Source organism: Psychrobacter sp. M9-54-1 (assembly GCF_016613355.1).
GTDB lineage: Bacteria > Pseudomonadota > Gammaproteobacteria > Pseudomonadales > Moraxellaceae > Psychrobacter > Psychrobacter faecalis.
In genome coordinates this window covers 82,263-96,389 of record NZ_JADGFW010000004.1, presented here as the reverse complement: position 1 = coordinate 96,389, position 14,127 = coordinate 82,263, and the positions used below count along the sequence as shown (strand labels likewise).

Annotated in this window: 18 protein-coding genes and 1 tRNA gene; 14 read left to right on the top strand and 5 right to left on the bottom strand. The window is 42.3% G+C overall.

Annotated elements, in window-relative coordinates:
* Window positions 1–86 precede the first annotated feature (86 nt).
* Window positions 87–437, top strand: coding sequence for a GNAT family N-acetyltransferase (locus IQ457_RS01595; protein WP_242465315.1), 351 nt, complete (start codon window positions 87–89; stop codon window positions 435–437).
* Window positions 438–547: 110 nt separating this feature from the next.
* On the opposite strand, the gene IQ457_RS01590 is transcribed toward IQ457_RS01595, so the two are convergent.
* Window positions 548–1,267, bottom strand: a complete 720-nt coding sequence (locus IQ457_RS01590) for a YoaK family protein (protein WP_372396251.1) — start codon at window positions 1,265–1,267, stop codon at window positions 548–550.
* A 138-nt stretch (window positions 1,268–1,405) separates the two neighbouring features.
* A complete protein-coding gene (locus tag IQ457_RS01585; protein WP_446737523.1) occupies window positions 1,406–1,768 on the bottom strand; it encodes a DoxX family protein in 363 nt (120 codons plus the stop codon).
* Between the two features lie 423 nt (window positions 1,769–2,191).
* Here IQ457_RS01585 and IQ457_RS01580 point away from each other — a divergent pair, with 423 nt between their 5' ends.
* From IQ457_RS01580 to IQ457_RS13705, 4 genes are all read left to right on the top strand, one after another.
* Window positions 2,192–2,803 (top strand): YceI family protein, encoded by a 612-nt coding sequence (locus IQ457_RS01580; RefSeq protein ID WP_200661809.1) that lies wholly within the window; start codon window positions 2,192–2,194, stop codon window positions 2,801–2,803.
* 157 nt (window positions 2,804–2,960) lie between these two features.
* The gene (locus IQ457_RS01575; RefSeq protein ID WP_144296697.1) at window positions 2,961–3,866 is read left to right on the top strand and encodes a LysR family transcriptional regulator; all 906 of its coding nucleotides are present in this window, start codon (window positions 2,961–2,963) and stop codon (window positions 3,864–3,866) included.
* A gap of 178 nt (window positions 3,867–4,044) precedes the next feature.
* A complete protein-coding gene (locus IQ457_RS01570; protein ID WP_192529622.1) occupies window positions 4,045–4,395 on the top strand; it encodes an IS630 transposase-related protein in 351 nt (116 codons plus the stop codon).
* Entirely contained in the window at window positions 4,370–4,792 is a 423-nt protein-coding gene (locus IQ457_RS13705) for a transposase (protein ID WP_200661891.1), read from the top strand. The genes IQ457_RS01570 and IQ457_RS13705 overlap by 26 nt, the downstream gene beginning before the upstream one ends.
* A 494-nt stretch (window positions 4,793–5,286) precedes the next feature.
* Here the strand turns inward: IQ457_RS13705 and IQ457_RS01560 are convergent.
* Window positions 5,287–5,361: transfer RNA gene (locus IQ457_RS01560), tRNA-Gly, on the bottom strand.
* 505 nt (window positions 5,362–5,866) lie between these two features.
* Here IQ457_RS01560 and IQ457_RS01555 point away from each other — a divergent pair.
* The 4 genes from IQ457_RS01555 (at window position 5,867) to IQ457_RS01540 (ending at window position 8,170) form a co-directional block, all read left to right on the top strand.
* The gene (locus IQ457_RS01555) at window positions 5,867–6,679 is read left to right on the top strand and encodes a M48 family metallopeptidase (RefSeq protein WP_068407582.1); all 813 of its coding nucleotides are present in this window, start codon (window positions 5,867–5,869) and stop codon (window positions 6,677–6,679) included.
* Between the two features lie 226 nt (window positions 6,680–6,905).
* Window positions 6,906–7,232 (top strand): BolA family protein, encoded by a 327-nt coding sequence (locus IQ457_RS01550; RefSeq protein WP_200661808.1) that lies wholly within the window; start codon window positions 6,906–6,908, stop codon window positions 7,230–7,232.
* Between the two features lie 80 nt (window positions 7,233–7,312).
* Complete coding sequence (locus tag IQ457_RS01545; RefSeq protein WP_068407573.1) at window positions 7,313–7,672, top strand: SirB2 family protein; 360 nt, start codon at window positions 7,313–7,315, stop codon at window positions 7,670–7,672.
* 96 nt (window positions 7,673–7,768) lie between these two features.
* Window positions 7,769–8,170 (top strand): hypothetical protein, encoded by a 402-nt coding sequence (locus IQ457_RS01540; protein ID WP_200661807.1) that lies wholly within the window; start codon window positions 7,769–7,771, stop codon window positions 8,168–8,170.
* Window positions 8,171–8,282: 112 nt separating this feature from the next.
* On the opposite strand, the gene trxA is transcribed toward IQ457_RS01540, so the two are convergent.
* Both trxA and IQ457_RS01530 read right to left on the bottom strand, forming a co-directional pair.
* The gene (gene trxA / locus IQ457_RS01535) at window positions 8,283–8,720 is read right to left on the bottom strand and encodes a thioredoxin (RefSeq protein WP_200661806.1); all 438 of its coding nucleotides are present in this window, start codon (window positions 8,718–8,720) and stop codon (window positions 8,283–8,285) included.
* 168 nt (window positions 8,721–8,888) lie between these two features.
* On the bottom strand, window positions 8,889–9,755 hold the full coding sequence (locus IQ457_RS01530; RefSeq protein ID WP_200661805.1) for an MBL fold metallo-hydrolase: 867 nt from the start codon (window positions 9,753–9,755) through the stop codon (window positions 8,889–8,891).
* A gap of 323 nt (window positions 9,756–10,078) precedes the next feature.
* Between IQ457_RS01530 and IQ457_RS01525 the strand changes: the two genes are divergently transcribed.
* From IQ457_RS01525 to IQ457_RS01505, 5 genes are all read left to right on the top strand, one after another.
* The gene (locus IQ457_RS01525) at window positions 10,079–10,450 is read left to right on the top strand and encodes an ArsR/SmtB family transcription factor (RefSeq protein WP_446737521.1); all 372 of its coding nucleotides are present in this window, start codon (window positions 10,079–10,081) and stop codon (window positions 10,448–10,450) included.
* A 56-nt stretch (window positions 10,451–10,506) separates the two neighbouring features.
* Window positions 10,507–12,216: a SulP family inorganic anion transporter gene (locus IQ457_RS01520; protein WP_200661804.1), complete on the top strand. Its 1,710-nt coding sequence runs from the start codon at window positions 10,507–10,509 to the stop codon at window positions 12,214–12,216.
* 214 nt (window positions 12,217–12,430) lie between these two features.
* Entirely contained in the window at window positions 12,431–12,757 is a 327-nt protein-coding gene (locus IQ457_RS01515) for a beta-lactamase hydrolase domain-containing protein (RefSeq protein WP_200661803.1), read from the top strand.
* Between the two features lie 81 nt (window positions 12,758–12,838).
* A complete protein-coding gene (locus IQ457_RS01510) occupies window positions 12,839–13,171 on the top strand; it encodes a TIGR01244 family sulfur transferase (protein ID WP_200661802.1) in 333 nt (110 codons plus the stop codon).
* A 149-nt stretch (window positions 13,172–13,320) separates the two neighbouring features.
* Window positions 13,321–14,064, top strand: coding sequence for a glutathione S-transferase (locus IQ457_RS01505; protein WP_242465313.1), 744 nt, complete (start codon window positions 13,321–13,323; stop codon window positions 14,062–14,064).
* Window positions 14,065–14,127 lie beyond the last annotated feature (63 nt).

Genomic DNA, 14,127 nt, shown 5'->3' with positions numbered 1-14,127 from the left:
GATAAAAGTGTCATGAAAAAAGTAACGCGAGCAGGTGTAAATTAAGTCTAGAAAATGTTAATCATACGATATCAGGAAATTTAACCATGTCAGATATGGCAAAGACAGATATGAAAAATAAACAACCATTACATTATGAAGTCATTAATAATACCGAAAAGAAGCGTTTTGAGATTCATATCGATGACAAAATTGCTTTAGAGGATTATGAATTTTTCACCACGAGCGCCGGCGAAAAAGGTATCGAATATAAACATACCGAAGTGCCAGCAGATTTAGGTGGTCTAGGTATTGCAGTGTATCTGGTCAAATATATTTTGGATGATGCAGCGGCGAAAAACCTGCGTGTGAAACCAACTTGTTCTTATGTAAAGTCCTATATCGACAAGCATCCAGAGTACCAAGACAATTCAGTATTTCATAACGCTAAGGCTTAAATAGCGATACATAAGTGCTTAACCAGCAAGCAAAAAAACGCCCTATCCATAAAGCTAGGGCGTTTTTTATTGGCAATGGTTTAGGTGAGATTTATTATTGGTAGTATTCCTTAAGCAATATGCGCTAAGAATTCTTTATCGCGTGCCATCACTGATATATACAGCACCGGCAATACAAACAAACCTACGGCCCAAAAACTCAGCTGCATATATAGCAGTGCACCGACTAACGCACCAACTAAAAAGCTAAACACCAATACTGAACTGTGTGCCAATTTTTTGCCATTATCAGTAGTGCGATTGACCAAATAATCGGTCAGGTTGATGCCCAGTTGGGTGGTATTTCCAGTCATCAATACCGTTGGGCTCATGTGTTTAATCACTGTCTTGCTAGCGGTATTACGAATTGCTAGCGCAATCAAACCTAATCCACCTGTGATTGCCACGGTGATATCGCCGGCATCAACAAACGGCTGGTAATAAAGACCAGCCACCATAAACGCGGTCAAAAAAGCCGCTTCTGCTAAAAATAAATGGCTTAAGGTCAGTTGTTTATTTTTACTGCGGTCAATAAATATCTTGGTGACCATAACCGTTAAAATAAATAGCGGCAAAGCAGCAAGTTTAATCCATAGACCCGCTTCACCTTTTACCAAGCCACTACCCGCCATCACCAAGTTACCCGTGACATGGGCAGTAAAGAACCCAAACAAGGTGATAAAACCAATGGTATCAATCGCGCCGCCGACCACTGTTAAAAGTACGGGCGTTTGATGACGTTGCCAGAAGCTTGGCAGCTTGGCAGTCTCTGTAGAGATAGGATTAGGCACGCGACGACTGCCCTGCAAATTTACGATTGATGGATTCTTTTCGCAAACTACCGATAATTAATACGATGTTTATGGATGCGCTCATAGGTGCTCCTTGATTATAATTATAAGATGATATTGTCTAAACCATTTACTCTACTAGATTCTGTGCGTATGACTGTTATCAATTGAATATGCGCCTGGTCCATGAGTAAAAATCATCAAGAAACCGCCTGCCATGGCAATGTTTTTCATAAACGGGTTCATTTGTGATTCATCAATCCAAAATTGATGGAAAAGTAGCGCCGACACAATGCTAAAACCAGCCATTAGAATCGCCACCAAGCGCGCTTTGAAGCCTAATAAAATTGCAATACCGCCAAGCAGCTCAACAGCAATGACCAAAGGCAATAGCATACCCGGTACGCCCATCGATTCCATATAACCTTGGGTGGCCGCGTAGCCAGTAATTTTGGTAAAGCCAGAAAAGATAAAGATCATCGATAACAATAAGCGACCAATTGGGGCGCTCAGCTCTTACAGCTTATCCATAAGTATTCTCCAATAACATAAAAGTCATCATTATAAAAATTTTACCAAAAAGACTTTTGTTCGATTAAATGATGGCATTATTGTAGTCGTTGCTTAATAGCAGATAAACCAAGATAATCGCAAATATAAGTTCTCTTTTAGAGAACAGTCAAATAGCAATTCTACTGGTACAATATTAAAAACGACAATAGCGTTACGTGCTATTTATGCTCACTATTAAGACAGTTAGCATTTTAGCCATACTATTAGACGCTAGAGATAAGCGCCACAGAAAGAAACATTTTTCGATGCCATTTAGCGTTTAATATCCTAATTTTTTGCTACACTCATTATGTTATTATGTAAGACATACTTAACGCTAGCTTCTACTTACTTACCTAAAAAGGATGATTTATGATCACTATAAATTCTATTAAAAAAACAAACCGCGCAATTACTTTTGCTGCTATCGGTACGCTTGGTTTGCTTAGCACACTAAGTCACGCTGCAACTTATGATCTTGACTCCAAACATACCGCCGTACGTTTCTTCGTCGATCACTTTGGTACCACGACCAACGCTGGCGGCTTTTATAATCTATCGGGTACGCTTGAGTACGCGCCTAAAGAGAAAAAAGGCTTTGTCGGTATTACCATCCCGATGGGCAGCTTGAGCACAGGTATTAAAGCGTTTGATGGTCACCTTAAATCTGCCGATTTTTTCAATGTAAAAGAACACCCAACCGCTTATTTTAAATCGACTAAATGGGAGTTTGACGGCGATAAAGTCAAAGCGGTCAAAGGCGATTTAACCCTGCTAGGTCAGACGCATCCAATCACTTTAACGGCCACTAAATTTAACTGTTATGACAGTCCTTTATTAAAAGCTGAAGCGTGCGGTGGTGATTTTGAAACCACGATTGATAGAACCAAATGGGGTATCAATACCTTTACCGATGGCGGTATGATGAAAGACATTAAACTGGTCGTTCAAGTAGAAGGCAGTAAAAAAGCCGATCTTAAATAAGACGGCTTGACGACTTTGAACCGTATTTTATACGGAACACAGTCTAAACTATTTGGCGTTATTGATAAAAAGACTGGGTTTTTAACTCGGTCTTTTATTTTTTATATGATTAACCGCTAAATAATAACAGCCAAATAACAGTAAGGAGGTAGCTAAGATGGGACAACTAGAAGATATGGCGATGTTTGTGCGTATTGTCGAGGCGGGTAGCATTACTAAGGCTGCCGAGCAACTTAATATTGCTAAATCAGCAGTAAGCCGCCGACTCAAGGATTTAGAGACGCGTTTGGGCAGTCAACTGATTAGCCGTACCACGCGCCAATCAAACTTAACCCAAGCTGGCGAGCAATATTACCAAAAGGTAAGTAATATCCTCAGCGAAGTGGACGCGCTAAACGAGGAAACCAGTGGCGCGCCGACACGTATCGAGGGCACCTTAAAAATGACTGCACCTTTGTCATTTGGCTTGATGCACTTAAACGATGTCATCGATGAATATGCCAATCAGCACCCCAATCTGAACTTTGAATTAAACTTTTCTGACCGCCATACCGATTTGGTCGAAGAAGGCTTTGAATTAGCGATTCGGATTAGAGAGCTGCAAGATTCAAGTTATCAAGCCAAACGTCTGGCGCTGATTCGTTATACCTTATGTGCCAGTCCTGAATATCTGACTAGAATAGGCACGCCAAAAACCATAGAAGATTTGGCCAAGCATGCGTTTTTACAATACGGTCTGAGTAAATCTAGCACGATAGAGCTGATAGACGAGCAAGGCAAAAAACATCAAGTCGCTATCAATTCAAAAATAAAAGTCAATAACGGCGATTTTTTGCGCGATATGGCGGTAAAGGGACACGGTATTGCTTTTTTACCCAATTTCATCACTTATAAAACCCTAGCCAGTGGTAAGCTGGTGCCTATTATGCAGCAGTACCAACTGCCCACTTTAAACGCTTATGCGGTCTACCCGAAAAATCGCTTTTTGTCGCAGCGCTGTCGCTATCTCATTGATTTTATTGCCGAGCGTTTTGGTGATGACCCTTATTGGGATAAATTCTAATAAAACCAATTTGGCACACTGAGCAGTTTTTTTAAGTCGCTATAAATTCTAAAACTATACTGCTAGTATGATTTTAAGTTATCCATCAGTCATAAGGAGATGCGACATGGATTTATAGTCAATCCTACTTAAAAATGTTATAAAATAATTAACAAATTCAATTGTTATTATAAAGACCATGACTTACTCACTAGATTTCCGCAAACAAGTACTAAAAAGCTTAGACGAGGGTATGACCTTTGCCGAGGCAGCTAAATTCTATAACCTCAGCCCAACCACCATACAAAACTGGAAGAGACGTGTTCATAGCAAAACAACCAGGCAAACCAAACCCTATAAAATACCAGATGACGTGCTACTCAATGATGTCAAAGAACATCCTGATGATTATCAGTACGAGCGAGCGCGTCGTTTAAACTGTAGTAAAACAGGCATTCATCATGCCCTAAAGCGCCTAGGCATCAGTCAAAAAAAAGACTTTAGAACATCCAAAAGCCTGTCCGATCAAAAGAGCGGCGTATCAGAATAAGCTTGAGCACTTTAAGCAGCAAGGCTACCCCATTGTATATATATACGCGCGCGGCTTTGAGGCTGAAACCATTCGCTCTCATGGTTATGCACCGATTGGTAAGCCTTGTATCGATAGCTACAACTGGCAAGGTAAAAAGCGAACCAACGTTATTGGTGCTCTGTATGAAAAGATGCTGTTTGCGCTTGATTACTTTGAGACAAACATCAACAGCAGCATATTCTACAACTGGTGCAAACAAACCCTAATCCCAAGTCTTAAAACCAAATGCGTGATTGTGATGGATAACGCCAGATTTCATAAGAGCAAACGCATTCAAAAGCTACTAAACAGGCACGGGCATCGTATTTTATGGCTGCCGCCGTACAGCCCTGATCTGAATCCTGAGCGAGGATAAAGCAAAGCACTGCTTTGCCCGAGCGCAAGACGAGAGCTGTGCTCGAGTGGGAGAAAAAATGGGCTCAGGTGAAGTTTCTACGCCAAGGCTGGATGGAAAACGACTTATCCAAATTGTTTTATGATGTTTGCCCTAACCATAACAATTTTATTTTGAGCTGACTATATATTGAAATTCTTGCATAAAAATCCTTATCATCGTTATTATTATTTTTAATAAGCTACAGACTACTATGTTTACGTACTTTGTATTTAAACTACTTTGTTAGCACTAACTAATTAAAGACAATATGCGCGACTAAAATTAAATGAGTGTGACAAATTATCCGTAATTTGTAACGGGTGCATTTTATAAGGCAGGGGTTTTTAGTATATCTATAAGCTTTTAATAGCGCTGCAAACTTGCCTTTTAAATGTTAAGTGCTAAATTTAAAATATAAAAAAAGCCTTACTTCTTATAAGAAGTAAGGCTTTAGTGCTTTTGCAAGCTATATTTGGAGCGGGATAAGAGATTCGAACTCTCGACCCCAACCTTGGCAAGGTTGTGCTCTACCACTGAGCTAATCCCGCTAAATATCAAATCGTAATATTGTTAACAACGACTACGTCTCGATAGGCTGGCTATTTTAGCAAATATTCTGTAGGTGTCAATAGCTTTTTTCAATTTTTTAGCCCGTAACTGAAGCTTTGAGTGGTTTTCAAGGCAAGAAAACATATATATTATTGATTTCAATTACTATTTTCATACCTAATAATAACGCTATAAATTTAAAATATTTAGAAATCGTAGCAAATTTTATGACGCCTACTATAAACGCGTAGCAAACTTGCACTTAACGTATTTACAATCCTACTGCCTATTGTTACTTTTTCTGTCTAGGTTTTCACTTGCCAACATTATTATACTTATGCCTAACGATAGATAGTTGCGGTAGAGCTTTATCGTTTCGGTAGACCAGCAGGCATGACAAGTTTTTAATCAGTTAACCTTTTTTAATAAAAAACTATCTTTACCGCGACCGTTTTAATTTCAATATTGTTTAATTTTTTTATATATTTACAGCGAGGACGTTTTATGAAGAAGCTATTTACCACCACCATCATGGCGGCATCCTTGTCGGCATTGACCCTGACTGGTTGCTCAAGCACCACTAGCACGGGCGCTGTCGGCGTTGACCGTCAGCAGCTACTTTTGGTTTCTAGTGAACAAGTTCAGCAATTATCAGCGCAAAGCTACAATAAGAATATTCAAGAAGCACGTGCACGCGGTTTGCTTGACACCAATAAGGCCCAGCTCAATCGTTTAAAAAATATCTCTAACCGTTTGATTGGTCAAGTGGGCGTCTATCGTCCTGACGCAGCGAAATGGAAGTGGGAAGTTCACACCATTAAATCTAACGATTTGAACGCGTTTGTGATGCCAGGTGGTAAGATTATGTTTTACACCGGTATCATTGATCGCTTAAATCTTAGCGATGACGAAATCGCCGCTATTATGGGTCATGAGATGTCTCATGCCCTACGTGAGCATTCACGCGAGCGCTTATCGCGTCAATATGCCACGCAAACGGGTATCGGTGTCGCAGCCAGTATTTTTGGTCTATCGCAAGGTCAGGCTGAGCTTGCTAACGTTGCAGGAGACTTAGGTTTAAGCCGTCCGCACAGCCGCACGCAAGAAGCAGAAGCTGACCAAATCGGTCTTGAGCTGATGGCACGTGCAGGTTACAACCCGCAAGCCGCGATTACCTTGTGGCAAAAAATGCAACGCGCCAGTCAAGGTGAGCCACCACAATTTTTGAGTACTCACCCAACCAGCAGCAACCGAATTGCGCAATTGCAATCATTGATGCCTAAGGTAATGCCGTTATATCAAAAAGCACGTCGTTAAAATTTAATGGCAAATGGTATTCATAGTAAATAGCAATAGACGACAATAATGGACGATAAAAGCAGAGCGTAATAAGGTTGCGCTCTGCTTTTTTATGCGTATCAATAATCCGCTCTTTACTGATATAGATGGCTTTGTAGAGCCTTGCAGTATAAATATCAGGGTCTGCTATAATAAGTGCCATCAGCCATTTGAAAGGCCAAGCATTACAATAACGAGGAATACTATGACAACTCATACCCCAACTGCAGACGCCCTAAATAAGGAACTGCAAGCCTTGCCAGCACAGCATATTGAACTGGTGAATGAATCAATGAACCATGCCGGTTATTTCGACGGTAAAGAAAGTCATTTTAAACTGACCATTGTCAGTGATGCCTTTGAAGGCAAACGCTTGGTGGCGCGGCATCAGCTCGTGTACAATCTAGCAAATCCACTTTTGACCTCACAAGGTGGTCAAATCCACGCTTTGGCTATCCATGCTTATACGCCAACAGAATGGCAAGGCCAAAGCCCTGACAGCCCATTATGCGCAGGGCGAAATAAAAGTTAGTCTCAAAAATTAGTCTTAACGCTATTTCCAAATAACATAGATAAGCTGGCAAACGGCACCTTTAAAGGAAACCCTATCCAATGAAACATCTACATATGCTCATGGCCGTCTTGTTGATTGCGCTGTTTTTATACCAAAGCTATGTGGTACTAAGCGCAAACAAAAAGCCACCATTTGCGGTAAAAATATCGACCCATATTCTCTATGCCGTCATTATTATTTCAGGGGCTGGCATGCTCGTGCAACTCATGAGTGTCAATGCGCCAGTACAGTGGGTATTTGCTAAAGTTATCTTATTGGTTGCCGCACTCAGTGCCAGTATTAAAGCCTTTAATGATAAAGCCACGCCTAGTCAAAGAAAAACCGGCATTCTTATCGCGGGTATCGCCTATGTTGGCATCTTGGTACTCGCCTTTACCAAGCCGGGTAATTTATTTTAAGAGTCGTTAAAAGTTATATTTTTCAATATCTTAATCGCTATTTTTTTGCTATCTTAAATAGATATCAACCTCCCAACGTCGCCTTATGGAGCCATTATGAAAACTCTTACTGCAGCAACACTACTCGCCACAGCTGGCGTTCTTGCTCTCTCAGGCTGCGCCTCAACAGGTAATATTACCCCGCAATACGTGCCACCGAGCACTTATCAAAGCTATGACTGCCAGGCGCTAAGCCAAGAATATAACCGTGTCAATCGCTATGTCAATGCAGCGCGCAATGAGCAATCTACCATAGCTGCCTCGGGTGTCGGCGTTGGGGTTTCCGCTGGACGTTGGGGTATCTCACCTAATATCAGCTTTGGCGTGGGTAAAAGTAATAATACCAAAGCCCGTGATGCCAAATTATCGCGACTTTATGGTGAGCGTGATGCCATTATCCAATCGGCTCGTATACAGCGCTGTAGCTTTGCCAATGGTATTAAGATTTATGGTGAGTAATCATTCATACCTGTTTCATAGCTTTGAAAGTCTCTTACAAAAAAAGCCAATATGCGATAAGCATATTGGCTTTTTGGTTTGTAATCATGACGAGCAGTAACTCAGTCTGAGATTAAGAATTTAAGCTTCTTACCCACTGTACGATTTGATCGCTTGGTAAGGCTCCAGACTGGCGCGCGATTTCTTTGCCGTTTTTGAAGGCCACCATCGTCGGCAAGCTACGAATATTATAAGGTGCCGCCGCTTGCTCGTATTTATCAGTTTGTATTTTAGCAAACACCACGTGCGGCAGCTGACTGGCTGCGGCTTTAAACTGCGGAGCCATCATTAGACACGGCTGGCACCAGCTCGCCCAAAAATCAACGATGGTCAATACCTCATTTTTTTGAATAACTTTGCTAACCGTTTGCGCATTGAGTTCATGTGGAGTGGCCGTTAATAATGGCTGACCACATTTGCCACAGTTTGGTGCGGCATTAAGGCGCGCTGCAGGTACCTGATTGGTGACACTGCAATGCGGACAGACTAGATGAGAGTTTTGCTCACTCATGATACAACTCCTTTAGAAATAACAGCGGCGGGCGTCTTAGTAACACTCTTATAAATAGACTAGCATCAAGATAACCGTTGCACGTATTGTGATTGCGTAACGGTCTGCATATTTTTTGCCTATTAATTACATATCAATCTTGGATGAATAAATCAAACGCATGACTGCCTAAAGCGCATTAAGTGGCACTTTTAGATAACGGGTGCCATTGTCTTCGGGTTCTGGAAAATGACCGGCATCGATATTGAGTTGTACTGACGGGATAATCAAGCGCGGCATCTCTAGCGTGGCATCGCGGCGCGCGCGCATCTCGACAAACTCGGCTTCATTGATACCCTCTTTGACATGGATATTTCCGAGCTTTTGCGCGGCTATCGTCGTGGTTGGACAATGCTTGCGACCTTGACTCGGATAGTCATGGCACAGATACATGATGGTTTCGTCAGGCAGTGCGAGCAATTTTTGGATAGACTGATACAGGGTTTTGGCGTCGCCTCCGGGGAAGTCACAGCGCGCTGTGCCGACATCTGGGGCAAATAGTGTATCACCGACAAAGACCACGGTTTTTTCATCGTCAGCGGCAAGATACGCCATATCCGCGCGGGTGTGACCAGGCACATACATGGCAGTAATCGTAATACCGCCAAGCGTCAAGGTCTCGCCTTCATCGGTCAAGATGTCAAACTGGCTGGCATCAGTACGAAAACTGCTATCAAAGTTAAAGATTTGCTTAAATATTTTTTGCACTTCGGTGATATGTTGCCCGATGACCAACTTACCGCCAAGCTCATCTTTTACATGGATAGCAGCTGATATATGGTCGGCATGAGCATGGGTTTCTATAATATAAACCAGCGTCCAGCCCTGCTCTCGAACGAACGCTATCACTTCATCTACACTCACGGTATCCGTATGTCCGGATTTAGCATCAAAATCCAGTACAGGATCGATGATGGCACACACTTGCTGCTGCACGTCCGCGAGTACATGGGTGTAAGTTTCCGTGTCGCTATGTAAGAAAGAATGAACTTGCATGGCTACCTCTTTACTTGTATATGAATGTTTTAATTTTTAAGGTATTGTTCCGTATAATAGGCGCTTATTTATGGCATTTGCTGCTGATTTATAGTATCTATCCCTAGTGTTGCCTATATTTCCTATGCATCTACCTATCAATACCAGCACTATAGCAATCATTATACATTTTATCAATTTATATAATGTAAATAATGATAACTTGCTATAAATCGCGATATCATTGATAATTAACTATATATATCCATAACTTATCTATAAACTCTGCCTTTTCTATTTATATCTTTTATAAGGAGCTCGCTCTGACTACTTCAACTTCAGCATTGAGCACAACCACCATCCCCACTGGCACGCCTACATCTGCCAACGTCGCAGACTTTGCGCCTAAAGACCTTGCTGAGCAAATGCAACAAGCCTCCATGCAAGCCAGCCAGTTATTAAAATCGCTCTCACATCCTGATCGCTTATTACTTTTGTGTCAGCTGACCCAAGGCGAGTACTGTGTCAGTGAGCTTGAGGGCTTGGTCGGTGTCGGTCAGCCAAGTTTATCGCAGCAGCTAGGTATCTTGCGTAAAGACGAGCTGGTCACTACTCGCCGCGAAGGTAAGCAAATCTACTATAGTATCGCAAGTGAGGACGCATTATCGGTATTGCAGTTATTGTATGAACGCTTTTGTGCCAAAACAGACGCCTAACTGCGCGTTTGGTTTTTAATTATTTTTAACTTTCTTTATCGTGATGACATATCGCTATGCCTTCTATCGCTGCTCGTCTGATTCCCGCTTGGTTACGTCAGTATCAGCTGTCTGCCCTGCCGACTGACGTCATCGCGGGATTGGTCGTTGGGGTGCTTGTCATTCCGCAAAGCCTAGGTTATGCGGTGCTAGCAGGATTGCCGCCGGTCTATGGACTCTACGCAGCTATCGTACCCGTGCTGGTATATGCGTGGATAGGCTCGAGCAATGTCCAAGCCGTAGGGCCTGTCGCCATTACAGCGATTATGACAGCCAGTAGTTTGCATCCTTATGGCAATGATGGCACGCAGCAATATATATTAATGGCCAGTTTATTGTCTTTGATGGTTGGCACGATGTTATGGCTGGCGGGCCGGCTGAAGCTTGGCTGGATTATGCAGTTTATCAGTCGCGGCGTATCGGCAGGTTTTATCAGTGGCGCGGCGGTATTGATTTTTGTCAGTCAGCTTAAGTATCTGACGGGGATTCCTATTGCCGGCAATGGCCTTATTGGTTATTTATCGAGTATGCAGATGTACGCTCGCCAGCTGCATCCGCTAACCTTGGTCATCGGCGTGATGGCATTTACGCTATTATTTGCTAATCGCTATGCGAGTAAATGGGTCTGGCGCTCTTGGTTGTCAGCCTCTTATGCAAAATGGGCTGAGCGTCTATTTCCGCTTATTTTGCTTGCTCTTGCCATTATATTAAGTATGAGTTTGCATTGGACAACGCACGGCGTAGCGACAATTGGTACTATTCCGCAAGGGCTGCCTAGCTTTACCCTGCCGTACTTGCCAGATTTTCATGAAGCGCTCAATCTATTACCGAGCGCCGGTTTAATGGCGTTGATTATCTTTGTTTCAAGCAGCTCAGTAGCCAGCAACTATGCACGCCTGCGCGGTGAAACCTTTGATGCCAATCGTGAGTTAACCGGACTGGGTCTGGCCAATATGGCTGGCGGCTTTTTTCAGAGCTTTACCATTGCTGGCGGCTTTTCACGTACGGCGATTAATGCCGACTCAGGCGCCAAAACGCCAGTCGCAAGTCTGGTCACTGTGTTGGTTATGATTGCGGCGTTAATCGCTTTTGGTCATTTATTGGCGCCTCTGCCCTACGCCCTCTTGGGCGCGACTATTATGACGTCAATTATCGGTCTCATTGATATGGCGACTTTAAGGTCAGCATGGCAACGCGACCGCTTAGATGCGGCGAGCTTTTTGGCGGCATTTATCGGGGTGCTGATATTTGGGTTAAATACTGGCTTAGTCATCGGTTTGATGGTGTCGTTTGCTAGCCTTATTTGGCAATCAAGCAAGCCGCATGTCGCAGTCGTCGGTCAGCTAGCGGGTACAGGACATTTTCGTAATATCAATCGTCATGATGTGGTGACCTTTAGCAATTTATTGATGCTGCGTATCGATGAGAGCTTGTTTTTTGGCAATAGTGAATCCGTGCATCGCAGCGTCATACAAGCGACGCGGCAGTACCCCGATGCGCATGAGGTTATCCTGATTATGTCAGCGGTCAATCATATTGACTTGACCGGACAAGAGATGCTTATCAGCCTCAATCAAGAGCTATTGAATCAAAAAAAGCACTTAAGCTTTAGCTTTATTAAGGGACCGGTGATGGATATTATCGAGCATACACCAGTCATAACCCATCTATCAGGGCAGGTTTATTTAAGCACCATGGATGCGGTCAATGCGCTAAAAGATAATTAGCTTATAGCTAATCAATTTTTCGCTTAAATTTAATCCTGACAGAAAGTGCTTTTGAGAAAACATCAGTGACAAAACATCAGTGACAAAACATCAGTGACAAAAGATAGATATGATAAAAGCTGTGTTATGCTAAATTACTATCAGATTTAAAATTTACTGTCTCTAGAAACATCAGAAATTCTAACGCCATTTAATATATGCGACCGAAAAACTTATGACCGATGATTTAACCATTTATAAGCAAATTTACCCAAGCCAATGCGTCAAGATTGCCGAGCTTGGCTACCGCTCTGTGCTCAATATTCGACCTGATGCTGAGACAGAGACGCAGCCTAATAGCTGTGACTTTACCAGTGCAACGGCAAAGGCCAACCTTAACTATCAGCATTTACCGTTCGATGATGAGCGTTTAAGCATGGCGACTGTCGAGCAGTTTGCCGCCTTTTATCGCAGCATGCCAAAACCCATCCTGATGTTTTGCGGTACGGGTGCACGCGCCAAATTGCTCTATCAAAGTGCACTGATGCAAGGTTTACTATAGAAAGCAGATAGGCTTTATTGAAATATTTTAATCCAAGCGCAAAATTTTCGTTTTTACGCTAAAAAATAAAAAGGAGCTCTTATGAGCCATGAAGTGAGTATTACCGGACAAATCACCCCTGATCAAGTACCTATGATTGCTGAAAATGGTTTTAAGACCATTATTAACAATCGTCCAGATGGTGAAGAACCAAACCAACCAACCAGTGCTGAGATTGAAGCTGCCGCTAAAAAAGCAGGTCTTGCTTATAAAGAAGTGTCTTTCGCCGGTAGCGAGCTCAATCAAAACCATGTTGAAGAATTTGCTGACTTTTTTAACCAAGCTGAGCAGCCTATACTGATTTTTTGCCGTACCGGTAACCGCTCAACGGGTATCTATGAAGCAGCAAAGCGTATGGATTTGTTAGATGATTAATACTGATTTAAGTATAATCGTTACTGCTTGAAAAACGCTCATCCAAACTTTGGATGGGCGTTTTTTTATATACTACTCAACTATAGACTGGTTATTATTTAATATTGAATACATAATAAATTCCTACTGATACTTCTTAATAGGAATTTATGATGCAACAACCCCTACTCATCATCGGCAATAAAAATTATTCGTCATGGTCATTGCGAGCTTGGCTACTACTCAAGGCATTTAATATTGATTTTGATGAGCAACTGATTGAGCTGTTTCATCCATCAGCGACGGCCATTCTCGATGAGCATGCGCCAACAGGGAAAGTACCCGTTTTAGTCTATGGTGAAAATGATGAAAAGGTCACAGTTTGGGATACTTTAGCGATAGCCATTCATGCCAATGATTATCTGACGGACTTAGATGTTTGGACAGGTCTGAATAAATCTGATGCTAAGAACAATACCAGCAACAGAATAAACAGCGCTTATTGCCAAAGCATTATTGCGGAGATGCACTCAGGTCTAATGGGCATTCGTAGTGAGATGCCAATGAACATTCGAGCTACCGCGAAAATACAACCAAGCGCTGCATGCTTAAAGGATATCGCCCGTATAGAAAATATCTTTGCAGATTGTTTAAAAAATCGCTCAAAAGACAGCTATCTGTTTGGTGCATTCACGGCTGCCGATGCTTTTTTCGCACCTGTGGTTTTACGCTTGCAGACTTATGCGGTCGCCTCAGGCATACCATTAAAACCGATAACCAAACAGTATTGTGTGACGATGTTAAACAACCTTCATATACAAGCTTGGATTAATTCAGCGTTAAAAGAGACACGTGTAATCAAAGAAGATGAAGCAGGGGAGATTTTATCTTTAAATGGCGTTTTAGGTCATTAGCACAATTCCATATACAGTGAGTTGCTACGTCATCAATAAGAACCATGATGAGCCGGTAGTTCT